The following is a 26,403-nucleotide window of genomic DNA, read 5'->3' on the forward strand; positions in this document are numbered from 1 at the left end:
GTCAACCCGGGCCGTCGGCGGCGTGAACCGTCGGCGAAGCGGCGCGGAATCCGGCTAGTCCGGCTCGCCTCGGGCGGCGAGGGCTTCGGCGAGGTCGTCGGAGTGGCGGATCGTCCGGACCAGGAGGGGGGCGACGAAGGCCGTCAGGGAGTAGCGCGCGTCCCGGGCGACGGCGGCCTCGCGGACCTCTCCGGCGATCTTGGTGAGCGCGGCGACGGCCTGGAGCGTCAGCCCGACGAGCAGCCCGAGCCGCTCCGGCCGGACCCCGAACCGGCGGAGGGGGCCGGCCGCCCGTTCGACCGCCGCGACCAGGTCGTCCACCCGGGTGGTCACCGTGAACAGGTGCGCGGCGGCCAGCGCCGCGACCAGCCGCAGGCACACCACGAGCGCGGCGCCGGGCCCGAGCAGCCAGCCCTGCACCGCGAACACGAACACCGCGACCAGCGCCAGCGACCGCACCAGCGGCAGGCAGCGCCGCGCCGGGATCCGGGCGACCGCGTACCCGGCGGCGACCGCCGCGCAGACGCCGCCGAGCCAGGCCGGAGAACCCACCGCGAACACCAGGGCGGCGAAGAGGAACAGGAGGACCAGCTTGGCGCCCGCCGGGACCCGGTGCACCGGGCTCGTGCCCGGCTCGTACCCGGTGGCGCTCATCCGATGATCTCGCGGTAGCGGCGCAGCGCGGGGGCGGGCGCGTCGTCGGCGACGACCCGGCCGCCGTCCAGGACGATCACCCGCTCGAAGCCGCCGAGGAGGTCGAGGTCGTGGGTGACCAGGACGACCTGCTGCTCAAGGGTGTGCAGGAGGTCCACGAAGCGGCGCTTGTTGCGCAGGTCGAGCAGGGTCGTCGGCTCGTCGCAGACCAGGACCGCCGGGTCGCGGACGAGCATCGCGCAGAGGGCGAGGAGTTGCTTCTGCCCTCCGGACAGCAGGTGCGCGGGATGGTCGAGGTGCTCGCCGAGCCCGTGGGCGGTGAGCACCTCCGCCGCGCGCTCGGCCCGCGCGGCCTTGGACAGGCCGCTGCGCCGCAGCGAGAACGCCACGTCCTCGACGGCGGTCGGCATGACGATCTGGCTGTCGGGGTTGGCGAAGACGAACCCGACCCTGCGCCGGACGGCACGGGTGTCGCGGGCGACGTCGAGGCCGTCGACGACCACCCTGCCCTCGCTGGGCTCGACCAGGCCGTTGATCGTCCGGGCGAGGGTGGACTTGCCCGAGCCGTTCGCGCCGACGAACGCGATGCGCCGCTCGGGCAGTCGCAGGTCCACCCCGTGGAGCACCGCCCGCTCCCCGTAGCGGTGCCCGACCCCGTCGAACTCGATCATCGCGTCACGGCTTGGCGGCGGGCCTGAGCGCGAGCCGTCCGGGGAGCGCGCGGTGCACCACCGACGCGACGAGCGCGGCGCCGACGACCTTGATCGCGTCACCGGGCACGAAGACCAGGGACTGGGTGAATGCCGCGCCCATGTCGCCGGTGTACAGGCCGAGCCACGGCACGCCGATCACGTAGGACGACGCGACGCCCGCCGCCGCGGCGACCAGCAGGATCGGCAGGCCCGCCTTGCGGCTGCGCGCGATGATCAGCCCCGCGACGATCGCGGACAGCAGATACCCGTAGAGGAACCCGCCGCTGGGCCCGACGAACGGGGCGACGCCGCCGCGGCCGCCCGACAGCAGCGGCAGCCCCAGTGCGGCCAGCGCGAGGAAGAGCGCGACGGCCGCGGTCCCCCGGCGTGCGCCGAGCAGGCAGGCGACGAGCACGGGCCCGATGTTCTGGAGCACGATCGGCACCCCCGAGCCGCCGACGTTGATCCCGGGAAAGACGCCGAGCACCGCGATGAAGGCGGCGAACACCACGGTCGCGGCGAGGTCGGCCGAGGCGGAGGGGCGAGAGTCTGACACGCCGCACACCATAGCCAACCGCCGCAAACCATCTTTCGGGCGGCTCCCCCAGGTCAGGGGCCGGACTGCGGAGCCCGCCGCCACAGGACGGCCTGGACGCCGCCGCCGGCGACCGCGCCGATGACGTAGAGCGCCAGATCCGGTGCGTTGAAGGTCGTGCCGAGAACCAGGCGGGCCGCCGTGCTGTGCGCGCTGAGCTCCCCGACCCAGGGGGCCAGCTGGAGGAACTCCACGCCCCAGGACAGCGCGGCCGCCACCGCCGCGGCCCGCCACGGCCCGAGCCGGGGGAAGGCTGCCGCGACGAGGAAGCAGACCAGCGTCGCGTACAGCGCGTCGCCGGTGTACCCCGCGATCTCGCCCTCGCCCACCGTATGGACCGCCAGCCCGGCCGCGAGGGTCGCCAGCGCGCAGAGGAGCAGGACCGACCGTCTTCTCACCACGCCAGCATCAGACGCCCCGCGACCGCCCCGGGTTCGCCCCGGGGGCGGGTGCGAATGCGGGTAGGATTGAGACATCAATGTCTCAGTTTGAACAGGGGTGTTCTAGTGATCGTGGGGCGGGAGGAGATCGTCGAACGCGCGGTCGATCACCTGAACCGGTCGCCCGCCGCGTCGATGGCGGAGATCGCGCAGGCGGCGGGCGTGAGCCGGGGGACCCTGCACCGGCACTTCTCCACCCGCGAGGAGCTGATCGTGGAACTGGGGTGGCGATGCCACGCGGCCTGGCGGCGGGTCCACGAGGTCTGCGGGCTCGACGCCGCGCTGGCCGGCGCCGCCGACCGCGAGCGGCTCTCGGCGACCCTGCGCCTGCTCGTCGTGGAAAGCGTCGCCGCGGCCGAGGCGCACGGGTTCGCGCTCACCGAGCACCTCGTCGGCGTCGAGCCCGCCCTCGTCCGCAGCGCCGAGACCCTCGTCGAGCGCGAGGTCGCGTTCATCGGGGCCTGCCAGCGCGCGGGGGTCCTGCGCGCCGACCTGCCCGCCCGATGGATCGAGAACGCGCTGTACGGGTTGCTCATCGCGGTCCGCGACAGCCTGCGGGCCGGCGACGTCGCCCGGCGCGACGTGCCCCGGCTGCTGCTGGACACCTTCTTCGAAGGCATGTCCGGCCTTGAGAACGTGAAGGAGACACCGTGAGCCCGCCCGCCGCCCCGCCCCAGACCTCGCATCCCCGCAGGTGGGCCGCGCTGGGCGTCCTGTCGATCAGCCTGCTGCTGGTCGTCATGGACATGACGATCCTCAACGTCGCGCTGCCCGAGATCGCCGCCGACCTGCGTCCCGGCGCCCTAGAACTGCTGTGGATGGTCGACGTCTACTCCCTCGTCGTCGCGGGCCTGCTCGTCACGGTCAGCTCGCTCGGCGACCGGTGGGGGCGCAGGCGCATGCTGCTCACCGGGTTCACCGTGTTCGGGCTGGCCTCGGCCGCGGTGCTGTTCGCCGACAGCCCGGCCGAGGTGATCGCCGTGCGGGCGCTGCTCGGCGTCGGCGGGGCGATGATCATGCCGTCGACGCTGTCGATGATCCGGACGCTGTTCGCCGACCCCGCCGAGCGGGCCAGGGCCCTCGGCGTCTGGGCCACCATGGCCGCGGTCGGCGGCGCGCTCGGGCCGATCGTCGGGGGGCTGCTGCTGGAGGCGTTCAGCTGGCACGCGGCGTTCCTGGTGAACGTGCCGGTCATGGTCGTCGCGGTGCTGGCCGGGCTCGTCCTGCTGCCCGAGTCGCGGGACCCGTCACCGGGGCGGTGGGACGCGCTCGGCACGGTGCTCTCGATCGCCGGGATGGTCGGCCTCGTCTACGCGATCAAGCACCTGTTCACCGACGGGCCGACGGCTTCGACCGCGCTCTCCGGGGTGCTGGCCGTCGGGTGCCTCACCTGGTTCGTCCGCCGGTGCCTGCGCCGTCCCGATCCGCTGCTCGAGGTGCGGCTGTTCCGCGGCGGGGCCTTCACCTCCGGGACGCTCGCCGCGCTCACCACGTCGATCGGGCTCGCGGGGGCGATGCTCCTGCTCGTCCAGTGGATGCAGCTCGTCGAGGGCTACACGCCGCTCCAGACCGGGCTGGCGATGCTGCCGCTCGCCGTCGGCTCGGCGGTCTTCTCGCCGCTCGCGCCGGCCATCGCCGCGCGCGTCGGGGCGCGCGCCGTCCTCGCGGGCGGGCTGGCGATCAGCGCCGCGGGCCTGGCCCTGCTCGGGTTCGTGCCGCTGACGTACCCGTGGGTCGCGACCGGCGCGGCCCTCGTCGGCGTCGGCATGGCCTCACTCGCCGTCGCCTCCGCCGTCATCATGGCGGGCGCGCCCGTGGAGAAGGCGGGCAGCGCCGCCGCCATCGAGGAGACGTCGTACGAGGTCGGCGGTGCGCTCGGCGTCGCCGTGCTCGGCAGCGTCGCCGCGGCGCTGTACCGGCAGGGGCTGCCCGGGGACGCCGCGCCGGAGGCGCGCGAGTCGCTGGGCGGCGCGCTGGAGGCGGCGCGGGCGCTGCGCGTGCCCGACCTGGCCGTCCAGGCGCAGACGGCGTTCACCGCGTCCGTCGGGACCGCGTGCCTGTGCGGCGGGATCGTCATGTTCGCGGCGGCGCTGGCCGTCTGGCGGCTCACCCCGGCGCGCCTCGACCTCACCGAGGTCCAGCACTGACGCCCGACACGTGGTGGTATGCGGGCAATGTGGCAGAGCGTGAATGCCCGGGGATCTAGGCTGTGCCCGTGACATCTGGGCAGAGCGTGGTCGACGGGCGCTTCGAGCTGGTGGGGCGGCTCGGCAGCGGCGGTATGGGAACGGTCTGGCGGGCGCTGGACCTGGCCCTCCAGCGCGAGGTCGCACTGAAGGAGGTGCGGCCGGGCGGCGGCGAGGAGATCCCCGAGGAGCCCGCGCTCGCGGCGATGTACCGCGAACGGGTCCTGCGCGAGGCGCGCGCCCTCGCCCGGATCGACCACCCGAACGTGGTGACGATCCACCACGTCATCGACGCGCCGGGCATGCCGTTCCCGTGGCTCGTCATGGAACTTGTGCGGGGCGAGTCCCTCCAGGAGACGCTCGCGCGCGGCACGATGGCGCCCGTCGAGGCGGCCCGGGTCGGTCGCGGCATCCTCGCCGCGCTGCGGGCCGCGCACACCGCAGGGATCTGCCACCGCGACATCAAGCCCGCGAACGTGCTGATGCGCGAGGACGGCAACCCCGTCCTGACCGACTTCGGCATCGCCGTCCTCGACGAGGCGTCCCGGGTCACCGCGACGGGCGGGCTCGTCGGCTCGCCCGAGTACATCGCGCCCGAACGGCTGCACGGCCACGAGGGCGACCCGTCCTCGGACCTGTGGTCGCTCGGGATGCTCCTGTACGTCGCCGTCGAAGGCCAGAACCCGGTACGCCGCGCCACCCTCGCCGCGACGCTCGCGGCCGTCATGACCGCGCAGATCCCTCGCCCCGTCCATGCCGGCCCGCTCACCGACGTGATCGGCGCGCTCCTCGTCCCGGATCCTGCGGCCCGCCCGAACGCCGAGCAGCTCGACGGCCTCCTCGCCCGCGTCGCCGAGCAGTCCGGGGGCCCGGCCACGCCGCCGCCCGCGCCCGCGCAGTGGTCCGGGGGACAGCCCGCCGCCTTCCAGGCCCACGGCGCGCCCCCGACCTACCCGGTTCCGGGCATGCCTGCGCACACGCCGCCGCCGGCTCCGTTCCCGTACTCGGCGAACCCGCAGACGTTCCCCGGGGGCCACCAGCAGGGCGGCCCGTTCGGGCACCCCGGCCACGGCACGACGGAGCCGTCGGCGAAGCCGCCGCGCCGCGTCCGGCGCGGCAAGGTCAACCTCGTGGCGACGGCCGTCTCGCTCTGCGTCGGCCTCGGCGGCCTCACGATCGGCGCGAAGGCGCTCGTGACCTCGTTCGGCACCGTCACCGACTCGACGGACGGCGGGGGCGGCCTGGAGATCCCCGACATCGGCGGCCTGGGAGCGGACGACGGAGGCACGGACGAGGAGGCGCCGACGGCCGAGTCGTTCCTGACGCCGGACGGGATGCGCGAGGTGATCTCCGCGTTCAAGAAGAAGACCGGCGAGAACCGGTTCACCAGCATGACCGTCTACCCCACCTACGCGATGGTGGACATCCCCGTCAAAGGCCGCGACGCCACTGACACCTACATGTACCGGGACGGTGCAGTCACTCAGACGGGCACGGGCTCGTCCCCTGAGGGCTCCGTCGACTTCGAGGGCTTCGCCTGGAACAAGCTGCCCGCGCTCCTGAAGGCCGCCGAGAAGGACCTCAAGGTCCCCGAGCCGACCAGCCGGTATCTCATCATCGACGCCGAGTGGACCTTCAACGACGACAAGCCGACCATCCGCGTCTACATGGCCGACAAGTACGGCGGCGGATACCTGGCCGCCGACAAGAAGGGCAAGATCATCTTCAACAGCACCGACTCCTGAGGCCGCGCCGCCGAGTGGCCGGTCCCGTCAGCCCGCCAAGGCGGCGAGGAGGGGCTGGGCCGCGGCGTGTCCGGCGTCGAGGGCCGCGGTCAGGACGCGCCCGTCGCGGGTGAGCCGCCCGACGGCGGGGGCCTCGGGCGCGGGCCGCAGGGACAGTACGGCGGCTTCGGCGGTCGCGGTCGCGGTGTCGTGCCCGGCCAGGACCCTGTCGTCCTCGGCGAGCCGGGTCGGGCGGGCGAAGTAGGCGTCGCGCAGGGCCGTGGAGTGGCGCAGCGCGGCCACCGCGACGAAGCGGTCGCCGAAGGACGGCGTCGCGCGGGCCGCAGACAGGACCCCGGCGGCGCGGGAGCGCAGCACGAGGACGTGGGTGGCGCCCTGGGCGAGGGCCGTCCGGTAGGGGATCGACTCGGCGAGGCCCGCGTCGTAGAAGAGCCGGCCGCCGAGGGCGACGGGCGGGCCCGCGAGGAGGGGGAGCGCGGCGCTGGCACGCAGGGCGAGGCGGAGGTCGGCGGGCGAGTGCAGGTACGGGTGGAGGTCCGTGGACAGGCCGGTCAGCACGTCCGTCGCGAGCGGGTGGTAGCTGACGGGGTGGGCGAGGATCGCCGGGAAGTTCATGTTCGCGACCTCGACGTAGAGGCGTTCCACGAGGTCGTGGACGTCGACGATCGGCCTGCCCCGCCACACATTGGCGAACCGGATCATCGCGTTGGCGTATTCGGGCTCGGCCCAGCCGCGGAGCTGCTCGGGCGTGCCGCTGAGCAGCCACGCGCCGGTGATCGCCCCGGCGGAGGCCCCGTAGACGGCGTCGAACGCGTCGGTGAGCCCGGCCTCGGCGAGGGCGAGGGCCATTCCGGCGGAGATCGTCCCGCGCATGCCGCCGCCCTCGACGGCCAGGGCGATCCGCATTCCGTCGGTCCGCGCCCCTGGCCTGCTCCCCGCGCGCCTGCGCGCCGCGAGGGCCTCCACGACCGGATGCCCCGCGAGTTCCGCCCCCATACCGTGCCTGCCTTGTCCATGCCGATGATCTCCGCCGGGCCGGTCGGCCCGATTCGACCTCTTTGTCTACCGCGCCCCGGCCCGTCTGCCGAATCCGGGTGTCGTCCGCCACCTGATCCACCTCGGGCGGGGCGTCAGCGGGTGGCGGAGGTCACCGCCCGGATGAGGTCGGCGCAGCGGGCGAGGGTGGCGGGCGCGGCGAAATCGGTGAACCACAGGTAGAAGCGGTCGACGCCCTCGGCGTGCAGGGCCAGGAAGCGGTCGGTGAGCTCGGGCACGGTTCCGAGGAGGAGGCCGTCGCCCATGGCGGTGCCGCCGAAGCGCCGCCGGGCCGTCTCGGTGACGGCGGCCCTGTCGCGGTCGGCCGGGACGAGCGCGGTCATCGTCTGGAGCGAGATCCGGGCCGTGCCCCGCAGGTCGCGCAGGGCCGGAAGGCGGTCCAGATGCTGGACGGGGATGTTCCACCAGTCGGCGTGCGCGCGGACGAGGGCGAGCGTGCGCGGGCCGGTGCCGCCGATCGTCAGCGGGATCGGGCCGGTGGGCACCGGGAGCTGCCGCGCGCCGACGAGCGTGAAGTGCTCGCCGTAGTGGTCGACGGTCTCGCCCGCCCACAGCCCGCGCAGGATCTCTAGGGATTCCGCGAGCCGGGTCAGCCGGTGCCGCGCCGAGGCCGAGCCGACGCCGAACGCCTCGAGTTCCGAGGGGACCGAGCCCCAGCCGAGGCCGAGTTCGAACCTGCCGCCGGAGGCGTGGTCGAGGGTCACCGCCTCGCGGGCGAGCACGGCAGGATGCCGGAACGCGTCGCACAGGACGAGATGGCCCGCCTTCAGTGTCGTCGTGCGGGCCAGGACCCACGACGCGAGCGTCATCGCCTCCCACATGCCGTGCCCGTCGGCCATCGGGGGCACGAGGTGGTCCATGAACGCGATCCCGGCGAAGCCCGCCTCCTCGGCGGCGCGCGCCCGCGCGACGACGTCCGCCACGGGCATCCGCAGTTGCGGAAGGTACAGATGGAACTCGGGGGTCATGGCGCCATGGTCGCCCGGGGGCGCGTCCCCGTCCAGGGCCCCGGTCAGAAGTCCGAGCCGCCGTCGACGTTGACGAGCGCGCCCGTGGTGTAGCCGTTGCGGCGGGAGACGAGGTAGGCGGTGAGGGAGGCGACCTCCTCGGGGAGCCCGGCGCGGCCGAGCGCGGCGGACTCGTGGAAGGTCCGGCCGATCCAGGACATGACGTCGGCGGGATCGGACGCGTCGAGGCCGTCGGCGGCCAGGACCGGCCGGAGGGTCTCGGTGAAGCTCGCGGTGACGATCGTGCCGGGGCAGACGCAGTTGACGAGGATGCCTTCGGGGCCGAGGCTCTTCGCCAGGTTCTTGGTGACGCTCGCGAGCGCGGCCTTGGCGGCGGAGTAGGCGACGGTCCGCGCGTTCGGGCGGCGCACCGACATCGCGCCGAACGTGCAGACGCGGGCCCACTCGGCGGCGCGCAGCAGCGGCAGCGCCTCCCGCACGGCTCTGACGGCCGACAGGGTGCCCCGGTCGAAGGCGTCCGCCCAGGCCGCGTCGTCGAGGGCGTCGAACGTGCCGGAGCCGGGGCCGACGGTGTGCACGAGGACGTTGAGCGCGCCCCAGCGGCGGCCCACCTCGGCGAACGCGGCCGTGACGGACGCGGGGTCGGTGAAGTCGGCGACGACGCCGACGGCTTCGGGCGCGCCCTTCGCGCGCAGATCCGCGACGGTCTCCTCCAGCGCCGCGCCGCCGCGCGCCATGACCGCGACCCGCGCACCCTCCGCCGCGAGGACCTCCGCGACGGCCCGGCCCATGCCCCTGCTCGCGCCCGTGACGACCGCCGCAGCGCCGCCGAGTCCGAGATCCACCCGTTTACTCCTGAGCCGAGGGATGTCTATATTGCTAATCTTACCTAAGAAAGGCGTTCAGGGATGGCCCAGGACGAGGACCACGCCGAACTCCGCACCGCGCTGCGCGACCTCCTCGCGCGGCACTCCTCCGGCCCCCGCGCGCTTCTGCGCGACCTCGCGGGACTCGGCCTGTTCGCGCTCCCCGTGCCCGTCGCGGCGGGCGGGCTCGGGCTGGGGCGGCCCGCGTCGGTCCGGGCGTTCGAGGACCTCGGGAGCGCGCTCGCTCCGGGCCCGCTGGTGTGGACCCAGCTCGCCGCGCTCGTCCGGCCCCCGCTCGGCGACGGGTCGGCGGTCGTCACCGGCGTGGACCTGAGCGGCGTGCCCGAGGGCGATCCCGTCGTCGTCGAGCACCTCGCGGCCGCCGACCTGCTGCTCGTCCTCGACGGCGACGGCGTCCGGCTCCTGGCGCGGGAGGACGTGCGCCACACGGAACTCGCGAGGCGCCTCGACCCCGCCACGCCCGTGGCCCTGCTCGATCCGCCGGCCGGGGGCGAACGCCTGGGCGGCGCGGACCTCGCCGGGGAACTGCGCGCCACCGGGACCCTGCTGAGCGCGGCCTACCTCCTCGGCATCGCCGACCGGGCCGTCGCCGTGGCCGTCGAGCACGCCCGGCGGCGCGAGCAGTTCGGCCGCCCCATCGGCTCCTTCCAGGCCGTCAAGCACCTGCTGGCCGACGCGCACGTCCGGACGGCCCTCGCCCGCGCCGCCCTCTACGCGGCGGCCGAGACCGGCCCGTCCCCGGACCTCCCGTCCCCCGACCTTCCGGCCGCCCACCTCCTGTCCGTCCGCGCGGCGGAGGCCAACGCCCGCACCGCAGTCCAGGTGCTCGGCGGCATGGGCTTCACCTGGGAGACCGAACCGCACCTCCTGCTGAAGCGCGCCAGGACCCTCGTCGCGGCCTTCGGCGACCCCGGCAGGCACGCCCTCGACCTCGCCGAAGGCCTCCTCAGCCCGCAGGGGGCCGCGTGAGCGTCCGGCACGAGACCTCGGGCGGGGTGCTGACGGTGACGCTCGCCCGCCCCGCGAAGCGCAACGCCCTCGACCGGGAGGCGACCGCAGAACTCATCGCCGTCTTCGAGGCCGCCGCACTCGACGACGGCCTCCGCGCGATCCACCTCACCGCCGAAGGCCCGCACTTCTGCGCCGGGTCGGACTGGGTGTCGTCCAACGACGGCGGCGGCAGGCCCCGGCCCGCGAGCCTCGTCCGCCGCCTCCCGCTGCAGAGCCACCGGCTGATCGAGCTGGTGCTGAGCGTGCAGGTGCCCGTCGTCGCGACGGTCCGCGGCTGGGCGGCGGGCCTGGGCTGCCAGCTCGCGCTCGCCGCGGACTTCGCCGTCGCCGCCGAGGACGCGGTGTTCTGGGAGCCTTTCGTGCGGCGCGGCTTCACCCCCGACACCGGCGCGTCCTGGCTGCTGCCGCGGCTCGTGGGCGTCGCGAGGGCCCGCCGGATGCTGCTGCTCGGCGAGAAGGTCGACGGGGCCAAGGCCGCCGACTGGGGGCTGGTGCACGAGGCAGTGCCGCAGGAGGACCTGGAAGCCCGCTCGCTCGCCCTGCTCCGCACCCTCGCAGAGGGCCCGACCGTCACGCTCGGGCTGACGAAGCAGCTCATGCTGAGGTCTGCCGAAGCGCCCCTCGCGCGCGCGATGGTGGACGAGTCCTTCGGCCTCGAACTCGCCTCCCGGACCGCCGACTTCCGAGAGGCGCTCACGGCCTTCAAGGAGCGCCGCCCGCCCGACTTCACCGGCCGCTGACCCCCGACGAGGAGACCATGAGCCCCTACGAGACGATCGTCTACGCGGCCGCCGACCGCGTCGCGACCATCACCCTCAACCGGCCGCACGTCCTCAACGCGATCAGCCCGCTCATGGCCCGCGAACTCAAGGACGCCTACGCTTCCGCCGAAGCCGACCCGGCCGTCTGGACGCTCGTCGTCACCGGCACCGGGCGGGCCTTCACCTCCGGGGCCGACGTGAGCGAGATCCCCGGAAGCGGCAAGGTCGTCTACGCGGAGCCGTACCTCTCGACGCACGAGCAGTGGGACGCCCCGCAGGAGGCCACCCCGCCGTTCCGGACCATGACCAAGCCCGTCATCGCCGCGATCAACGGGCTGTGCTGCGGGGCAGGGCTCGACCTCGTCACCACGGCCGACATCGTCATCGCCGCCGACACCGCCGAGTTCCTCGACCCGCACGTGTCCATCGGCCTGGTGTCGGCGCGCGAGTCGGTGCGGCTCGCCCGCGTACTGCCGCCCGCCGTCGCGCTGCGGATGGCGCTGATGGGACGGCACGAGCGGCTGGGCGCCCAGCGCGCCTACGACCTCGGGCTGGTCAGCGAGCTCGTGCCCGCCGAACGGCTGCCGGAGCGGGCGCGGGAGATCGCCGCGACCGTCAACCGGAACGCGCCGCTGGCCGTGCGCGGCACCCGCATGGCGGTCCGCAAGGGGCTCGGCCTGCCCCTGTACGAGGCGGAACTGCTCGCCGAGGCCTACCGCGAGCGCGTCACCCGCACCGAGGACGCGCAGGAGGGCCCCGCCGCGTTCGTGGAGAAGAGGGAGCCGAAGTGGCAGTGCCGTTGACGTCGTCGCCGGGCGGATACGAGACGATCCTCCTGGACCGCGACGCCGAGAGCCGTGTCGCGACGCTCACCCTCAACCGGCCCGCGCGGCTCAACGCGTTCAACCGGCAGATGTGCCACGAGGTCGCCGACGCCTGGCGCCGCATCAAGGACGACGCCTCGGTGAACGCGGTCGTGCTGCGCGCGGCGGGCGACCGGGCCTTCAGCGCGGGCCTCGACGTCCGCGAGCCGTACGGCCAGCCCGACGACGTGTGGAACCACGAGGACCCGGGCGAGCTGCTCAGCCCGAAGTGGCAGAAGCTCTGGAAGCCCGTGGTCTGCGCCGTCCAGGGGATCTGCACGGCCGGCGCGTTCTACTTCGTCAATGAGGCCGACCTCGTGCTGTGCTCGCAGGACGCCACCTTCTTCGACTCCCACGTCACGTTCGGGATGGTCTCGGCGATCGAGCCCGTCGGGCTGATGCGCCGCGTCGGCCTCGGCGAGACGCTGCGGATGGCGCTCCGCGGCAACGACGAGCGCGTCTCGGCGGCGACGGCCCTGCGCATCGGGCTCGTCACCGAGGTCGTCCCGGCCGACCGCCTGTGGGCCCGCGCCGACGAGCTCGCCCGCGCGATCGCCGCCAAGCCGTCGGCCGCCACCCAGGGCACCGTCCGCGCCATCTGGGAATCCCTCGACAAGCCCTACCGGGCCGCCATGGAGCAGAACCTCATCTACACCCGGCTCGGCAACCCCCTCGGCATGCGCGAGGTCGACCGGGAGAACGCGGCGCCGACGGCGGTGACGATCCGATGACCGCCCTGACGGGCTCGCTCTCCTCCCGCCTCCGGGAGGTCCTCGCGCTCGATCCCGCGGCCCCCGCGATCGAGTTCGAGGACCGCTGGTGGACCTGGGGCGAGGTCGCGGGAATCGCCGAGACCGTCGCGGCCTCCGTGCCGGAGCCTGGCGCGCCCTTCGGCATCGTCCTGCGGAACACCCCCTGGCACGTGGCCGCGCTGCTGGGCGTCCTGCTCGGCGAGGGCTGCGCCGTCACCGTCAACCCGGGCCTCGGCGACGGGCGCACCCGGGCCGACCTCGCCGGCCTGGAGCTGACGGGCCTCGTCGCGACCGCTGCCGATCTCGACAGGTTCGCAGCGGATCGTCCGCACGCGGTCCGTGTCGCGCTGGACCTCGACTGCGGTGCCCTCCCGGCCGCCCAAGGCGCGGACGACCGCGCTCCTCGTGGCCGCTTCGGCGACGGGGCTCCGCACGGGGTTCTTGTAGCGGTGGGCGAGGCGCCGGGGGCGGAGGCGCGGCGCGGCGTGGCGGTGCGGATGCTGACGAGCGGCACGACGGGCCCGCCGAAGCGGGTGGACCTGGGCGTGGAGCTGCTGGTGCGGACGATGGCCGGGGCCAAGCACTACGAGTCGCGCCGGAGCGCGGCGGCGGAGCTGCGGCGCGGCGTCGCGATCGTCAACGCGCCGCTGGTGCATCTGGGCGGGCTGTTCCGGGTCGTGCAGTGCGTCCTGGACGGGAGGTCGTTCGTGCTGCTCCCGAGGTTCGAGGTGGGGAGCTGGGCGGCGGCGGTGCGGAGGCACCGGCCACGGACGGCGAGCCTGGTGCCCGCGGCGCTGAGGATGGTGCTGGACTCCGACCTCACCCGCGACGACCTCGCGTCGCTCAATTCCGTCATGTCGGGCACGGCGCCGCTCGATCCCGCCGACGCCGAGGCGTTCACCGAGCGGTTCGGGGTGCCCGTGCTCACCTCGTACGCGGCGACGGAGTTCGGCGGGGGCGTCGCCGGATGGAACCTCGCCGACCACCGCGAGTTCGGGGCGCGCAAACGCGGCAGCGCGGGCCGCGCCCACGCCGGGTGCGGGCTGCGGGTCGTCGCCGACGACGGCACGGCGCTCCCGCCCGGCGAGACCGGCCTCCTCGAGGTGCGCCCCGCCCAGTTCGGGCCCGACGCCGACTGGGTCCGCACCACCGACCTGGCCCGGCTCGACGAGGAGGGCTTCCTGTGGATCGTCGGCCGCGCCGACCAGACGATCATCCGGGGCGGGTTCAAGGTGCACCCCGACCAGGTCCGCGCGGTGCTGGAACGGCACCCGTCCGTCCGGGCCGCCGCGGTGCTCGGGGTGCCCGACGCGCGGCTCGGCGAGGTGCCCGTCGCGGTCGTGGAGGCGCGCCAGGGCCACCCGGCCGACGCCGCCGCCCTGCTCGCCGACGCGGCGAGCCACCTGGCCCGCTACGAACTGCCCGTCCGCGTCGTGTTCGTCGCCGCGCTGCCCCGTACCGCGTCCCGCAAGGTCGACCTCCCGGCGACCCGGGCGCTCCTGGACGAAGGGGGAGCGCTATGACCTTCCTGACCTCGAAGGAGGAAGAGGACTTCCGGGTCGAAGTGCGCGAGTGGCTGGCCGACGCCGTCGCCGCCCAGGGCCCGCCGCCCGCCGAACACGACTGGGCCGCCCGCCGCGCCTACGACACGGCCTGGCAGCGCCGCCTGCACGACGCGGGGTACGCCGGGATGGGCTGGCCGCGCGAGTACGGCGGCCGGGGCGCGACGCCGGGGGAAGAGCTCGTCTACCTCGAAGAACACGCGCTCGCCGGCGCACCGCCGCCCGGCACCATGTTCGTCGGGACCCGGCACGCCGGGCCCACCCTCATCGCCGAAGGCACCGACGCGCAGCGCCGCGCCCACCTGCCCCGGATCCTGCGCGGCGACGACGTGTGGTGCCAGGGCTTCTCCGAACCCGAGGCCGGATCCGACCTCGCCTCCCTGCGGACCCGCGCCGTCCGCGACGGCGACCACTACGTCGTCACCGGGCAGAAGATCTGGAGCACCCGCGCCCAGGTCGCCGACCTGTGCGAACTCCTCGTCCGGACGGGCCCGCGCGAGCCCAAGCACGCGGGCATCAGCTGGCTCGTCCTCGACATGCGCTCGCCCGGCGTCGAGATCCGCCCCCTGCGCACCATCGACGACGACGACCACTTCTGCGCGATCTTCCTCGACGAGGTCAGGGTGCCCGTCGCGAACCTCGTCGGGGCCGAGAACGACGGCTGGCGGGTCACGAACGTGACGCTGCGGTTCGAACGCGGGACCGCGTTCGCCTCCCACATCGTGGAACTCCGCCGGACGCTCAGGGAACTCGCGGCCTTCGCCGCGGTCCGCAGGACGCCCGGCGGCGTCGCGTGGGACGACGCGGGCCTGCGTCGCGACGTCGGCACCATGGCCGCCGAGGTGACCGCCCTCTGGCGGATGACCCAGCTCTCCATCGCCGAGACGGCCCGCACAGGCGTCCCCTCGGCCTACGGCTCGGCGGTCAAGCTCCGCTACAGCGAACTCGCCCAGGAGATCGCCGACCTCTTCGTCCGGATCGCCGGCCGCCCCGCCCTCGGCGGCGTCCCCGTCGCGGGCCGCGACACCGCCCGGCTCGTGCACGAGCACCTCTGGTCCCTGCACACCACCATCGCCGCGGGCACCTCCCAGATCCAGCGCAACGTCATCGCCGAACGCCTCCTCGGCCTGCCGAAGGGACCCTAGATGCCTTCCTCCTTCCAAGGACGCGCCGGCTCCGCCCGATCGGGGGGCCCGCGGTGACGGCATGGGAGTTCGGGGAGAGGGCGCTGCCCGAGCAGGAGCGGTTCGCGCGCGAGACACGGAAGCTGTGCTCGGCGGTGCTCGGGCTGGAGCGGGCGGAGCCGGGGCTGGCCGACGCGATCCGGGCGCTGCGGGAGGCCCGGCTCCGGCTCGGGGCACCGTCGGGGCAGGGGCCTCGGGTCGGGGCGCTGGCCGACGGGGACGGGCGTGTCTACCTGGATCACGGGCGGGACGTGGGGGAGTTCAACCCGATGTTCCCGCGCTACGAGATCGAGGTGCACGGAGCGGAGCGGGCGACGGGCACCGTGAACTTCCCCATCTGCTACGAGGGGCCGCCCGGACTCGTGCACGGGGGATTCCTGGGGGTCTTCGCGGATTCGGTGGTGCAGCACCACAACTGCGCGGTCGGGCTCACCGGCAGGACGCGCGGCATGGAGCTGCGGTACCGCGGGCCCGTGCCGCTGCTCGTCGACCTCGACTTCGCTCTCGCCAGGACCGTCGCCGACGGAGCCGTCACGTCGCACCTCGCGCTCACCGCCGCCGGGCGGACCCTGTGCGAGGCGACCGTGACGGCCGTCGCGGCCGACCGGACCGCCCTTCCCGTCGTCTCCCCTCGGAGGTGAACCCGGTGGACGCACCCCGCACACTCGGCGGCGTCCTGCACCGCCAGGCCGCCGAACGCGGCGACGCCGTCCTGCTCGTCTGCGACGACGAGCGCCTCACCTACGCCGAGGCCCTGGAGCACTCGACGCGGCTGGCCGGCGCGCTGGTCGCGGCGGGCGCGGGGCGAGGCTCCCACGTCGCGCTGCTCATGCCCAACGGGAAGGGCTTCGCCGTCGCGGCGCTGGCGGCGGCCCGGATCGGCGCGGTGCTCGTCCCGCTCAGCACGATGTCGACGGCAGGGGAACTGCGCGACCTCCTCGACCGGGCGGACGCCGAGTACCTGCTCGCGTTCCCGGGCCATCGGTCCGCCTCCTTCGTCGACCTCCTTGGCGAGGCCGTAGGGCTGGACCCCTGCCGGCCGCCGCCTCTCCTCTCGCCCTTGGCGCCGACCCTTCGCCGCGTCTTCTTCGCCGGACAGCACGAGCGCGGCCTTCCGGACGGCACTGATCCCGGCTGGACGCTCGCCGGGCCGCTCCGCGAAGGCGCCGACGCCGCCCTCCTCGCGGCGGTCGAAGCCGACGTGGACCCCTCCGACGACCTCGTCATCGTGCACACGTCCGGGTCCACGAGCGCGCCGAAGGGCGTCGTCCACACGCACGGCGGGCTCCTGGACCACCTGCGCGTCCTCAACCGGATGCGGCGGTACGGGCCCGGCGAGATCCTCTTCTCCAACTCGCCGTTCTTCTGGATCGGCGGCTACGCCTACACCCTGCTCGGCACGCTCCTCGGCGGCGCGACCCTCGTCTGCTCCCGCGCCGCCGAACCCGCCCGCGTCCTGGACGTCATCGAGCGGGAGCGGCCCACGATGGTCAACGGGTACGCGTCGTCCATCGCGCCGCTCGCCGCCGACCCGACCTTCCCCGGCCGGGACCTCGCCTCGATCCGGCGCGGCAACCTCTACCCGATCATGCCGGAGGCCGTCCGGCCCGCCGATCCCGGGCTGCGGCCGGGCATGCTCGGCATGACCGAAGGCGGCAGCGTCGTCCTGGCCGCCGACCACGAGGACGACCTGCCCGAGGAACGGCGCGGCTCGTTCGGCGGCCCCGTGCCCGGATTGGAGGCCGCATGCGACGCGCCGCCGGGCGAGCCGGGCGAGCTGCGCCTGCGCGGGCCCGCGCTGATGCGGGCCTACTACGGCAGGGAGCGGCACGAGACGTTCGACGCCGACGGGTGGCTGCGCACCGGCGACCTCGTCCGCGTCGACTCCGCGGGCCACTGGTACTTCCTCGGCCGCGACGACGACGTCATCAAGACCGCCGGCGCGAACGTCTCCCCGGCCGAGGTCCAGGACGCGATCCGCACCGCGACCGGCCTGCCCTCGCACGTCTTCGGGCTGCCCGACCCGGACCGGGGGCAGATCGTCGCGGCGGTCCTCGTCACGGAAGGGGCCGCGCCGCCGCTGCGCGAGGCGCTCGGCCCGCTCCTGTCGGCCTACAAGATCCCGCGCGCGGTCCGCGCGGTGCCCGCGTCGCGGATACCGCTGCGCTCCAGCGGCAAGGCCGACCTGCCCGCGCTGAGGAGGCTCTTCGATGACCGCTGAACCGACCCTCCCCGCCGCACTCGCCCGCGCCGTCGCCCTCGGACCCGGCCGGGACGCCCTCGTCACCGCAGACGCCCGCCTCACCTGGGGCGGTCTCGACGCGGCGAGCCGTGACGTCGCCTCCGCGCTCGCCGCGCGCGGCGTGAGCCGGCGCACGCGGGTCGGGCTGCTCGCGCAGAACGGCCTCGACTGGGCCGTGTGCGCCTTCGCCGTGCTGCGCCTCGGCGCGGTCCTGGTCCCGCTGAGCACCCTGCTGCGCGCCCCCGAACTGGAACGCCAGCTGCGCGTCGCGGCCGTCGAGCGCCTCGTCCTCGTCGACGCCTTCCGCGGCCGCGCCTACCGGGAGGAGTTCGCCGACCTGCTGCCCGTCGACGGCCCCGCGCCGCGCCTGCCCGCGCTGCGCTCCGCCTGGGCGCTCGGCGACGTCCTCGCCGACCCGGCCCGCTCCCCGCTCGCCGCGGCCCTCGAAGCGCGCGTCAAGCCCGCCGACGACCTGGCGATCCTCTTCACCTCGGGATCGCGCGGCGCCCCCAAGGGCGTCGTCCACACGCACGGCAACGCCCTGCGGGCCGTCACCGCGAGCCTCCCGATCCGCCGCGTAGGCCCGACCGACCGGCTCTACATCCCCATGCCGTTCTTCTGGACGGGCGGGTTCGCGGGCGGCCTCCTCACGGTGCTCGCGGCGGGGGCGACGCTGGTGACGGAGGCAGTGCCCGAGCCGGAGACGACCCTGGACCTGCTCGTCCGCGAACGCGTCACCCTCTTCCGGGGCTGGCCCGACCAGGCCGCCCGCCTCGCCGTCCATCCTGCGGCCGGGCGCGCCGACCTGTCGGCGCTGCGGCCCGCGAGCCTCCCCGCGCTGCTGCCCGACGCCCTGCGGCCCGCCCCGGGCGCCCGCGCCAACCTGTTCGGCATGACCGAGACCTTCGGCCCCTACTGCGGCGATCCGCTCGACGAGGACATGCCGGAATCGTCCCGGGGGAGCTGCGGCACCCCCTTCCCAGGCGTCGGGGTGAGCATCGCCGACCCCGGGACGGGCGCACCCGTCCCGGTGGGCGAGCACGGCGAGATCCGCGTGCGCGGCCCCCACCTGATGCGCGGCATCTGCGGCCGCTCCCGCGAGTCGGTCTTCACCCCCGACGGCTGGTACCGCACCGGCGACCTGGGCCACCTCGACCCCTCCGGCCGCCTCTGGCACCACGGCCGCCTCGACGACATGATCAAGATCAACGGCGCCACCGTCTACCCGAGCGAGGTCGAGTCGGCCCTCGCCTCCCTCCCCGGCGTCCACTCCGCCCACGTCACCTCCCTCCCAGGCGCCGCAGGCCCCATCTTGGCCGCAGCCGTCATCCCCACCGCGTCCGCCACCCTCACCGAACCCGCACTCCGCGAGCACACCCGAGCCCTCCTCAGCCCCTACAAGGTCCCCCGCGTCCTCCACCTCCTGGCCCCCGGCACCGACATCCCCCGCACCCCCACCGGCAAGCCCGACCTCCCCGCCTTGCGGGAACTTCTCGGGCGTTGAGTCCGCCCACGGAGTTCGCGAGCTCTAGGATCACCGGCACCCCCGATTCCGAGTCCCCGGTGAGACCACGGTCGCCGTCCACACGGCGACAGGCCCCGCTGACCCGACGCCGGGACGTTCGGTTACCGCCGGATCGGAGCGAGGTCAACGCCCGCGCGGGCTTGCGGGAGGGAGAACATGACGTACTTCGGGATTCCCGGTCACCGGCCCGTATGGATCGCCGGAGCGCGGGCGATCGCCGCAGCGCACGCGGCCCGCCTGCGCGGGCTCGCGGGCCGCCGCCTCGACGCGGCCTGGGTGGTCTGGGACCTGGACGACGACACGTGGTTCGCGGACTGTCCCGTCGTCTTCTCCTTCGGGGGGACCCAGGTCGAGGTCAACCATCAGAAGTTCGACGAGCTGTCGATCACCTGGGACACCATCGACGTCACCGCGCCCATCGTCGAGGTGGACCCCGAGGTGGGCTTCCGTCTGGAGTGGCGGCGCTCCGCGGATCCCCGCATGGTCGCGCTGTACGGCAGTCCGCTCACCGAGGCCGTCCTTCTCGCATGGGGCGGCCGGGACATGGCGCAGGGCATGACCGCGGTCGGATTCGCCTTCCCGTCCGGGAACGTCGCCGTCACCAACGCCCTGGACGAGAACGCCGTCGAGTTCGGCCCCTTCGATCCCGGCTTCTGGATCCATCGAGGCTGAAACGGGGCGCGCACGGGGATCTTCCGCGCGGAACATCGCCGCGTGGATCCGGACCGAGAAGGACGGGGTCAGGGTGGGGTGAGGGTGGCGGCTCGGATCGCGGTGGTCTCGGCCCAGGCGAGGGTGTTGTCGCGGGCCAGGGAGAGGTGGGAGGCGGCCAGGGAGTGGGTTCGGGGTTCGTCGCCTGAGGTGATGGCGGCGAGGAGTTTTTCGTGGGCGCGGAGGGCGGCGCGGCGGATGTCGGCGGACATGGGGTCGCTGCGGGACTCGGGGGAGGTGGGGGAGGAGGCGGTGGTGGGGGAGGAGGCGGTGGTGACGCCGTGCCAGACCGCGGACTCGTGGGCGGACCACAGGGTCTCCAGGGCGCCGACGACGACGATCATGGTGTCGCTGCCGCAGAGGCGGACGAGGGCCTCGTGGAAGCGGCGCGCGTTGGGGACGTAGGCGTCGAGGTCGTCGATCTCGGCGTGCTGGCGGTCGAGGAGGGCGCGCAGCGCGGGCACGACGGTCTCGGCCCGGTCCGGGCGCGCGGCGCACATCCCGGCACAGATCGGCTCAAGCCTGGTCAGCGCGGTGCTGACGTCGGCGGCCGTCGTCCGGCGCGACTGCAGGAGCATCCCGATCGCCTGCGCCGTCCGGTCGACCGTGGGGGAGCGGACCACGGCCCCGCCGACGTTGCCGCGCCGGACCTCCAGCAGCCCGTCCCGCTCCAGCAGCCGCAGCGCCTCGCGCAGCACGCCGAAGCTCACCCCGAGCTCCGTCATCAGCTGCTCCTGCGGAGGCAGCACGTCGCCCTCCCGCAGCTCCCCGGACAGGATCCGCTCCCGCAGCCGGTCCGCGACGAGCTCCGCCAGCAGAGGTGCCCGCAACGCCCCGCCCCCTCGACACACCCGATCACCAGTGCTCCGAGCATAGTCCGCGCCCGCCTTACCGCCCGCGTGCCGGGACGGCCTTCACCTCCAAAGGAGCCCATCCCGGGATGACGCGCGTGTGCGGCCTCCCGGGTGCGGGGCGCGGGCGGCTCTAGGTTGTGGGGCGTCCGCCAGTGGGCCCGCGCGTCAGTCGAGGAGGAACCATTCATGGCGCTTGCCCTGTCCGGTCGTCGCGGTAGGCCGCCGGCCCGGCTCGTGGCCGCCGTCGCCGCGCTCGTCGTCGCGGCGGGTCCCGGGGCCGTCCCGGCGCAGGCCGCGGACCTCCCCGTCGGCAACCTGTCGACGGCGCTCGCCAACTTCACCGTCAGCCCCGGCAGGGTCGCGGGGGCGAACGACTGGCGCTGCGTGCCGTCGCCCGCGCATCCGACGCCGGTGGTGCTGGTGCACGCGACGTACGCGAACCTCGGGATGAACTGGGCGGCGCTGGCGCCGATGCTGGCGAATGCCGGGTACTGCGTGTACGCCCTGAACTACGGCATGACGCGCATCTCCCTGGGCCGGATCGGCGGCGTCGGCGACATCGCCGCGTCGGCCGACCAGCTGCGCGTCTTCGTGGAGCGGGTGCGCAGGCGGACGGGTGCGGAGAAGGTCGATCTCGTCGGTCATTCCCAGGGCGGAATGATGCCGTCCTACTACCTCAAACGGCTCGGCGGGGCAGGAAAGGTGCGCCGGTTCGTCGCGCTCGCGCCGAGCAACCACGGCACGACGCTCTCCGGCGTGGCGAACCTCGTCGCGACGTTCAAGCTCCTCGGCCTCGTCAAGAAGACGCACGACGTGCTCCAACTGCCCGGCCTCGCCCAGCAGCTCCAGGAGTCGACCTTCCAGAAGGCCCTGTTCGCCGACGGCGACACCGTCCCGGGCCCCCGCTACACCGTCATCGCCACGCGCCGCGACTGGGTCGTCACCCCCTACACGAACGCCTTCCTCGACGGCCCGAACGTCCGCAACATCACCATCCAGGACCAGTGCCCGAAGGACCCGGTCTCCCACATCGGCATGTTCGCCGACTCCCCGTCCCTCCAGAACGTCCTCAACTCCCTCGGCCCGGACGACCCCGCCTTCCGCGCCGTCTGCAAGGGCTACGGCAACTCCTTCCGAGCCCCTTCCGATCCCAGGTCCGGTGCGGTGTCCGCCTCATCGTCTCGTCCGGGCCCGGGATGACGGGCTCGCCCCGGGTCAGGGGGCGAGGTCGAAGAAGGTCGTCGCGTTGCCGTGCAGGTAGGCGGCCAGGGTGTCCTCGGGGAGGTTCAGGGCGCGGGCCTCGGTGGCGCAGCGGGTGACGGACAGGACGGGGGAGTCCGAGGCGAAGATGACGCGGTCGCCGCCTCGGGTCCGCATGAAGTGCAGGAGGGATTCCGGCAGGCGGCGGGGCGACCAGGCCGACGTCATGAGGCGGAGGTTGCGGTACCTGCCGAGGAGGCGGAGGGCGACGTCCCACCAGGGGTCGGCGCCGTGGTGCATGCACAGGCGCAGCTCCGGGAAGCGCTGGCAGACCCGGTCCAGGTGCATCGGGTGCTGGGCGTCGCCGGCGATGGGCGGGCCCGGAAGCCCGGTGGCCAGGCACAGGGGCAGGTCCCATTCGGCGCACTTGGTGTAGAGCGGGTAGTAGACGGCGTCACTCGGCGGGTACCTGCCGTCGCCCCAGAACGCGGGCCCCACCTGGGCGTAGGAGACGGGGTGGTGGCGGCGGAAGGCGTCGAGTTCGCGCAGTGTCGGCATGGGGCGCAGGAGGTCGAGGCGGCCCACGCCGAGGGAGAAGCGGTCCGGGTGGGCTTCGACGTAGGAGAGCGCCCGGGGCGAGGGTTCGGCGAGGCCCGTGAGGAGGATCGCCCGGGTGACGCCCTGGGCGTCCATCTCGTCGAGGAGCGCGTTCGCCGACGTGCTGGCGAGCATCTCGTCGCCCGCCTTGAAGTAGTCGTCCTTGACGCGCGTCATCCAGCCGGGCTGGGGGCGGTCGCCGAAGTCGACGTTCACGAGGCAGTCCACGGCAGGGATCACTGGACCTCCCCGAAGCCGGCCACCAGGACCGTCCGTACGACCTTCCCGGCGGCGTTGCGCGGCAGCGCCTCCGTACGCAGCCGCCATGAAGTCGGCACCTTGTAGGAGGGAAGGGCGGCCCGGCACCACGCGGCGAGAGCGTCCTGGCCGGTCTGCGCCCCGGGCCGCAGCACCACGAACGCCGCGACCGCCTGCCCCGTGACGGGGTCGTCGACGCCCGCGACGGCGCACTCCTCGACGTCGGGATGCTCCTCCAGCCGGTACTCGACCTCCGAGGGGCGCACGTTCTCGGCGGACACGAAGATGAGGTCCCGCGCCCTCGCGTCGACGTACAGGAACCCGTCCTCGATCCGCCCGACGTCGCCCATGGCCAGCCACCGGCCCGGCCCGAAGACCTCCGCGGTGGCCGAAGGGTCGTCCCAGTAGCCGAGCATCGTGTACGGGCTGCGGACGTGCAGGTGGCCTTCGGCTCCCTCAGGCAGGTCCTTGCCTTCGGCGTCGCGGACGGCGATCCGGACCCCGTCCTGGATCGGGCCGGTCGACTCCGGACGGGCGGCGAAGTCGGCGCCTCCGATGCTCGCGACGATGCTGCCGCCCTCGCTGCTCGTGTAGCCCATCCGGAAGCCCGCGGCGGCCGACGGGAACGCCGCGCACAGCAGCCGCCGCAGCGCCGGGCTCATCGGCGCGCCGCCGACCACGACGCTCGCCAGCGCCGACAGGTCGTGCCCGGCCCGCGCCGGGTGCGCGGCGACGCGCGGCGCGGCGCTGCCCACCGACAGCCACACGGTGATCCGCTCGTCCTCCAGCGCCCGCAGGGTCCGCTCCTCGGCGAACCGGCCGGGACGCATCACCAGCAGCCCGCCCGAAGCGGTGAACATCAGCACGGCCCCGTACAGGGCCGATAGATGGAACAGGGGAGGGGAGACGAGGACCCGCGCGGGCGGCGGCGCGGCCATCGGCAGGGCCCCGGCCCGGAGCAGCGCGTTGAACCTGTTGCAGGCGACGAACCCGACGACGCCCCGGTGGCCGTGCGCGACCGCCTTGGGCCGCCCGGTCGTCCCGCTGGTGAAGATCAGCAATGCCGGGTCGTCCTCGTCCGGCGGCGGCATGAGCGGGAGCGTGTGGTGCCCGGAGGTGATCCGCTCGTACAGCTCCGGCGTGAACTCCAGCCGGGCGGTCTCCGGCGCGACCCGGGCGACGGCGGCGAGTCGCGGCCCGTCGCCGAGCACCACGCGCGGCAGGACGAGCCCGACCGCCGCCGCCGTCTCGGGCTCGCTCCAGTACGAGTTCATGGCGGCGACGACCCCGCCCGCCGCGAGCGCGGCCCAGAATCCGATGACCCACTCGATCCCGTTCGCGGCGTGCAGCGCGACCCGGTCGCCGGGCCGCACCCCGTGCTCGTCGCGCAGCGTCCGCGCGAGCGCCGCGACGGCCCACAGCGTCTCGCGGTAGGTGAGCCGCCTTGTGTCGTCGGCCAGGTACTCCCGCTCGGGATGCTCCGCCACCGCGCCCGTGAACAGGTCGAGGACCGACCTGTGCCGCTCGGCGAACACCGCCATCGGCTCCCCGCCGACCTCCTCCTCGACCACCTCGAACCGCCCGCCGGGCCCGATCAGCCCCCGCCCGAACGCGGTGCGCGCCGCGCTCGGGAAGGTCTCGGCGACGAGCGCGGAGAGCCGCGGCGCGTCCTCGGGGGCGACGCGCCCGGCTCCGGTCCCCGGCGCGCTCATGACGCCCCCGCCGAGGCCGCGCGGAGGGCCGCGACGGCGCGCTGCTGGGCGACCGCCTCATGTTCGAGGGACTCGGTGAAGGAGGAGGTCCAGGAGGCGTCGAGGACGTCCAGGGTGCCTTCGGCGGCCGCCGGGGAGACCGAGACCAGCCGGGAGGCCCAGTCGGCGACGAGCGCGTCGAGTTCCGCGGCAGGCACCACGGCGTTCGCCAGCCCCAGCGCCGCGGCCTCCTCCGCCCCGACGATCCTGCCGAGAAGGGTGAGCTCCTTGGCCTTGTGGGGCCCGACGATCCGGGGAAGGAGCCAGCTCAGGCCGCCGTCGGGGGACAGGCCCACGCGGGAGAAGACCGCGCCGAACCGGGCCCGATCGGAGGCCAGGACGAGGTCGCAGCCCAGCGCCAGGCTCATGCCGACGCCCGCGGCGACCCCGTCCACCCGGGCGAGGGTCGGCTTCGGCATGGTGTGGAGGCGGACGATGATCGCGGCGACCTCGCGCATCTTCGCCGCGACCTGCTCGGCCGAGGCGTTGATGTTCCCGGAGAGGTCCGCGCCGGAGGAGAACTCCCCGCCCGCGCCCGTGACGACGAGGACGCGCGCGCCGCCGTCCGCCGCGAAGTGCTCCAGCGCCTCGGCGAGCAGCGCCCAGGACGCCGCGTCGAGCGCGTTCTTGACCCGGGGCCGGTTGAACGTGAGCCGCGCGATCTCCCCCGGCTCGTACAGGACGGGCGCCTCGCTCACGTGTCCTCCCCGGTCGGCAGGCCGAGGCACTCGGCGAGGTTGTCGCGCATGATCCGGCGGATCGCGGCGTCGTCGAAGCCCTTCAGCTCGCGCACGTAGTCGGTGGGCTCCGGCAGTCCTTCGCCGTGCGGCCAGTCCGAGCCGAACAGCACCCGCTCGACCCCGATCCAGGAGGCGAGTTCGGCGACGTCCTCCTCGAAGTACGGCGCCACCCAGACGTGTTCGCGCAGCGCGTCGCCGGGGTCGCGCAGGAAGTGCCGGGGCTGCTGGTTGGCGAGCTTGCGGAGCCGTTTGACGAGCAGCGGCACCCATGCCGAGCCGTTCTCGATGCTCATGACGCGCAGCCCCGGATGCCGGTCGAACACGCCCCGGACGACCATCGCGCCGAGCGCGTCGTGGATGGCCCGGTCGCTGACGACGAGCTTGGTGAGCGGGTCGAGGTGGAACGGGTCGTAGTCGGCGGGCCCGCCCCACGCGCCCGACAGCAGGGTGTAGCCGCTGTCGGAGAGGTGGAAGGCCACCGGCACCCCCGCCTCGGCGAGCCGCGCCCAGAACGGGTCGTGCGCCCGGTGCCCGAGGTCGCGGGGGCGTCCGTCGGCCCCGGGGACGGGCGCGGGCCGCACGCACACGACCCGGGCGCCGAGCGCGAGGCAGCGGTCGAGTTCGGCGACGGCGACGGCCGGGTCGGCGAGGGACAGCATCGGCGCGGCGAACAGCCGCTCTCGGTGGTGGTAGCCCCAGTCGTCCTCCAGCCAGCGGTTGAAGGCGTGCAGGGTGGCCATGGTCGCCTCGACGTCGTGGCGCAGTGCCTGCTCGACACCGCACCCGAGGGTCGGGAACAGCAGCGCCAGCGCGAGCCCCTGCGCGTCGAGCCGGGCGGCGCGCGCCTCCCGGTCGCGGTACTCGGGGTGGATCGGCTCGACGACGCGCAGGCTGTCGGGGTCCACCCCGTCGGGGATCGCGCCCCGGAAGTACGGGTCGAGCGCGCCGGGGCGCAGCACCGGGTCGAAGGTCGGGTTCGGGATGAACCGGCTGACCTTCTCGCCGATGAGGACCATCGGCCGGTCGTCGGCCCGCACCACCTGGACGCCCCGGCGGCGGAAGCGCCGGTCGAGGTGGCGGGTGAAGGCGTCGATCGTCTCGTAGTAGTGGTTGTCGGCGTCGAACGGCCGGAACTCCCGGCCGCCCAGGGTCATGGGCATCGCGGTCTC

At 74.4% G+C, this 26,403-nt stretch carries 26 protein-coding genes; 14 read left to right on the top strand and 12 right to left on the bottom strand.

Annotation, left to right across the window (positions count from 1 at the left end; translation table 11 throughout):
- Positions 1 to 54: 54 nt before the first annotated feature.
- The 4 genes from ACYVOM_RS28960 to ACYVOM_RS28975 are packed head-to-tail and all read right to left on the bottom strand — an operon-like array spanning position 55 to position 2,339.
- Positions 55 to 654, bottom strand: a complete 600-nt coding sequence (locus tag ACYVOM_RS28960) for a CbiQ family ECF transporter T component (RefSeq protein WP_460306700.1) — start codon at positions 652 to 654, stop codon at positions 55 to 57.
- Positions 651 to 1,325: an energy-coupling factor ABC transporter ATP-binding protein gene (locus ACYVOM_RS28965; RefSeq protein ID WP_460306701.1), complete on the bottom strand. Its 675-nt coding sequence runs from the start codon at positions 1,323 to 1,325 to the stop codon at positions 651 to 653. The genes ACYVOM_RS28960 and ACYVOM_RS28965 overlap by 4 nt, the downstream gene beginning before the upstream one ends.
- Before the next feature lie 4 nt (positions 1,326 to 1,329).
- Positions 1,330 to 1,902: a biotin transporter BioY gene (locus tag ACYVOM_RS28970; RefSeq protein ID WP_460306702.1), complete on the bottom strand. Its 573-nt coding sequence runs from the start codon at positions 1,900 to 1,902 to the stop codon at positions 1,330 to 1,332.
- 53 nt (positions 1,903 to 1,955) lie between these two features.
- The gene (locus ACYVOM_RS28975) at positions 1,956 to 2,339 is read right to left on the bottom strand and encodes a ribosomal maturation YjgA family protein (protein WP_460306703.1); all 384 of its coding nucleotides are present in this window, start codon (positions 2,337 to 2,339) and stop codon (positions 1,956 to 1,958) included.
- Positions 2,340 to 2,447: 108 nt separating this feature from the next.
- On the opposite strand from ACYVOM_RS28975, the gene ACYVOM_RS28980 reads away from it, so the two are divergent.
- The 3 genes from ACYVOM_RS28980 (at position 2,448) to ACYVOM_RS28990 (ending at position 6,312) form a co-directional block, all read left to right on the top strand.
- A complete protein-coding gene (locus ACYVOM_RS28980; RefSeq protein ID WP_460306704.1) occupies positions 2,448 to 3,035 on the top strand; it encodes a TetR/AcrR family transcriptional regulator in 588 nt (195 codons plus the stop codon).
- Entirely contained in the window at positions 3,032 to 4,528 is a 1,497-nt protein-coding gene (locus ACYVOM_RS28985; RefSeq protein WP_460306705.1) for an MFS transporter, read from the top strand. Before ACYVOM_RS28980 ends, ACYVOM_RS28985 begins: the two co-directional genes overlap by 4 nt.
- Positions 4,529 to 4,596: 68 nt before the next feature.
- On the top strand, positions 4,597 to 6,312 hold the full coding sequence (locus ACYVOM_RS28990; protein ID WP_460306706.1) for a serine/threonine-protein kinase: 1,716 nt from the start codon (positions 4,597 to 4,599) through the stop codon (positions 6,310 to 6,312).
- Positions 6,313 to 6,339: 27 nt separating this feature from the next.
- Here the strand turns inward: ACYVOM_RS28990 and ACYVOM_RS28995 are convergent, their stop codons facing one another.
- The 3 genes from ACYVOM_RS28995 to ACYVOM_RS29005 all read right to left on the bottom strand — a co-directional run bounded on the left by ACYVOM_RS28995 (position 6,340) and on the right by ACYVOM_RS29005 (position 9,181).
- Positions 6,340 to 7,308 carry a patatin-like phospholipase family protein gene (locus tag ACYVOM_RS28995; protein ID WP_460306707.1) on the bottom strand — a complete coding sequence of 323 codons (969 nt, stop codon included), beginning with the start codon at positions 7,306 to 7,308 and terminating at the stop codon, positions 6,340 to 6,342.
- A 134-nt stretch (positions 7,309 to 7,442) separates the two neighbouring features.
- Entirely contained in the window at positions 7,443 to 8,336 is an 894-nt protein-coding gene (locus ACYVOM_RS29000; RefSeq protein ID WP_460306708.1) for an LLM class flavin-dependent oxidoreductase, read from the bottom strand.
- Positions 8,337 to 8,380: 44 nt separating this feature from the next.
- Positions 8,381 to 9,181 (bottom strand): SDR family NAD(P)-dependent oxidoreductase, encoded by an 801-nt coding sequence (locus ACYVOM_RS29005; RefSeq protein ID WP_460306709.1) that lies wholly within the window; start codon positions 9,179 to 9,181, stop codon positions 8,381 to 8,383.
- Between the two features lie 63 nt (positions 9,182 to 9,244).
- Between ACYVOM_RS29005 and ACYVOM_RS29010 the strand changes: the two genes are divergently transcribed.
- The 10 genes from ACYVOM_RS29010 to ACYVOM_RS29055 all read left to right on the top strand — a co-directional run bounded on the left by ACYVOM_RS29010 (position 9,245) and on the right by ACYVOM_RS29055 (position 19,795).
- A complete protein-coding gene (locus ACYVOM_RS29010; protein ID WP_460306710.1) occupies positions 9,245 to 10,192 on the top strand; it encodes an acyl-CoA dehydrogenase family protein in 948 nt (315 codons plus the stop codon).
- Positions 10,189 to 10,974 (top strand): enoyl-CoA hydratase/isomerase family protein, encoded by a 786-nt coding sequence (locus ACYVOM_RS29015; RefSeq protein WP_460306711.1) that lies wholly within the window; start codon positions 10,189 to 10,191, stop codon positions 10,972 to 10,974. The genes ACYVOM_RS29010 and ACYVOM_RS29015 overlap by 4 nt, the downstream gene beginning before the upstream one ends.
- Positions 10,975 to 10,991: 17 nt before the next feature.
- Positions 10,992 to 11,798 carry an enoyl-CoA hydratase/isomerase family protein gene (locus ACYVOM_RS29020; RefSeq protein ID WP_460306712.1) on the top strand — a complete coding sequence of 269 codons (807 nt, stop codon included), beginning with the start codon at positions 10,992 to 10,994 and terminating at the stop codon, positions 11,796 to 11,798.
- Positions 11,783 to 12,589 (top strand): enoyl-CoA hydratase/isomerase family protein, encoded by an 807-nt coding sequence (locus tag ACYVOM_RS29025; RefSeq protein WP_460306713.1) that lies wholly within the window; start codon positions 11,783 to 11,785, stop codon positions 12,587 to 12,589. The genes ACYVOM_RS29020 and ACYVOM_RS29025 overlap by 16 nt, the downstream gene beginning before the upstream one ends.
- Complete coding sequence (locus tag ACYVOM_RS29030) at positions 12,586 to 14,133, top strand: class I adenylate-forming enzyme family protein (protein ID WP_460306714.1); 1,548 nt, start codon at positions 12,586 to 12,588, stop codon at positions 14,131 to 14,133. The genes ACYVOM_RS29025 and ACYVOM_RS29030 overlap by 4 nt, the downstream gene beginning before the upstream one ends.
- The gene (locus ACYVOM_RS29035; protein ID WP_460306715.1) at positions 14,130 to 15,317 is read left to right on the top strand and encodes an acyl-CoA dehydrogenase family protein; all 1,188 of its coding nucleotides are present in this window, start codon (positions 14,130 to 14,132) and stop codon (positions 15,315 to 15,317) included. The genes ACYVOM_RS29030 and ACYVOM_RS29035 overlap by 4 nt, the downstream gene beginning before the upstream one ends.
- Positions 15,318 to 15,370: 53 nt before the next feature.
- Positions 15,371 to 15,997, top strand: coding sequence for a hypothetical protein (locus ACYVOM_RS29040; protein WP_460306716.1), 627 nt, complete (start codon positions 15,371 to 15,373; stop codon positions 15,995 to 15,997).
- A 5-nt stretch (positions 15,998 to 16,002) separates the two neighbouring features.
- Complete coding sequence (locus ACYVOM_RS29045) at positions 16,003 to 17,577, top strand: class I adenylate-forming enzyme family protein (RefSeq protein ID WP_460306717.1); 1,575 nt, start codon at positions 16,003 to 16,005, stop codon at positions 17,575 to 17,577.
- Positions 17,567 to 19,102, top strand: coding sequence for a class I adenylate-forming enzyme family protein (locus ACYVOM_RS29050; protein ID WP_460306718.1), 1,536 nt, complete (start codon positions 17,567 to 17,569; stop codon positions 19,100 to 19,102). The genes ACYVOM_RS29045 and ACYVOM_RS29050 overlap by 11 nt, the downstream gene beginning before the upstream one ends.
- A gap of 177 nt (positions 19,103 to 19,279) precedes the next feature.
- Positions 19,280 to 19,795, top strand: coding sequence for a hypothetical protein (locus tag ACYVOM_RS29055; RefSeq protein WP_460306719.1), 516 nt, complete (start codon positions 19,280 to 19,282; stop codon positions 19,793 to 19,795).
- A 68-nt stretch (positions 19,796 to 19,863) separates the two neighbouring features.
- On the opposite strand, the gene ACYVOM_RS29060 is transcribed toward ACYVOM_RS29055, so the two are convergent.
- A complete protein-coding gene (locus tag ACYVOM_RS29060) occupies positions 19,864 to 20,664 on the bottom strand; it encodes a FadR/GntR family transcriptional regulator (RefSeq protein ID WP_460306720.1) in 801 nt (266 codons plus the stop codon).
- A 210-nt stretch (positions 20,665 to 20,874) separates the two neighbouring features.
- On the opposite strand from ACYVOM_RS29060, the gene ACYVOM_RS29065 reads away from it, so the two are divergent.
- On the top strand, positions 20,875 to 21,888 hold the full coding sequence (locus ACYVOM_RS29065) for an esterase/lipase family protein (protein ID WP_460306721.1): 1,014 nt from the start codon (positions 20,875 to 20,877) through the stop codon (positions 21,886 to 21,888).
- A 15-nt stretch (positions 21,889 to 21,903) separates the two neighbouring features.
- Here ACYVOM_RS29065 and ACYVOM_RS29070 read toward each other — a convergent pair whose 3' ends face one another.
- The 4 genes from ACYVOM_RS29070 to ACYVOM_RS29085 are packed head-to-tail and all read right to left on the bottom strand — an operon-like array spanning position 21,904 to position 26,394.
- The gene (locus ACYVOM_RS29070; protein ID WP_460306722.1) at positions 21,904 to 22,725 is read right to left on the bottom strand and encodes an amidohydrolase family protein; all 822 of its coding nucleotides are present in this window, start codon (positions 22,723 to 22,725) and stop codon (positions 21,904 to 21,906) included.
- Positions 22,722 to 24,455: a class I adenylate-forming enzyme family protein gene (locus ACYVOM_RS29075; RefSeq protein WP_460306723.1), complete on the bottom strand. Its 1,734-nt coding sequence runs from the start codon at positions 24,453 to 24,455 to the stop codon at positions 22,722 to 22,724. Before ACYVOM_RS29075 ends, ACYVOM_RS29070 begins: the two co-directional genes overlap by 4 nt.
- Complete coding sequence (locus ACYVOM_RS29080; protein WP_460306724.1) at positions 24,452 to 25,192, bottom strand: enoyl-CoA hydratase/isomerase family protein; 741 nt, start codon at positions 25,190 to 25,192, stop codon at positions 24,452 to 24,454. The genes ACYVOM_RS29075 and ACYVOM_RS29080 overlap by 4 nt, the downstream gene beginning before the upstream one ends.
- Entirely contained in the window at positions 25,189 to 26,394 is a 1,206-nt protein-coding gene (locus ACYVOM_RS29085) for an amidohydrolase family protein (protein ID WP_460306725.1), read from the bottom strand. Before ACYVOM_RS29085 ends, ACYVOM_RS29080 begins: the two co-directional genes overlap by 4 nt.
- Between the last annotated feature and the right edge of the window lie 9 nt (positions 26,395 to 26,403).

The sequence above is a fragment of the Actinocorallia aurea genome, assembly GCF_054783995.1.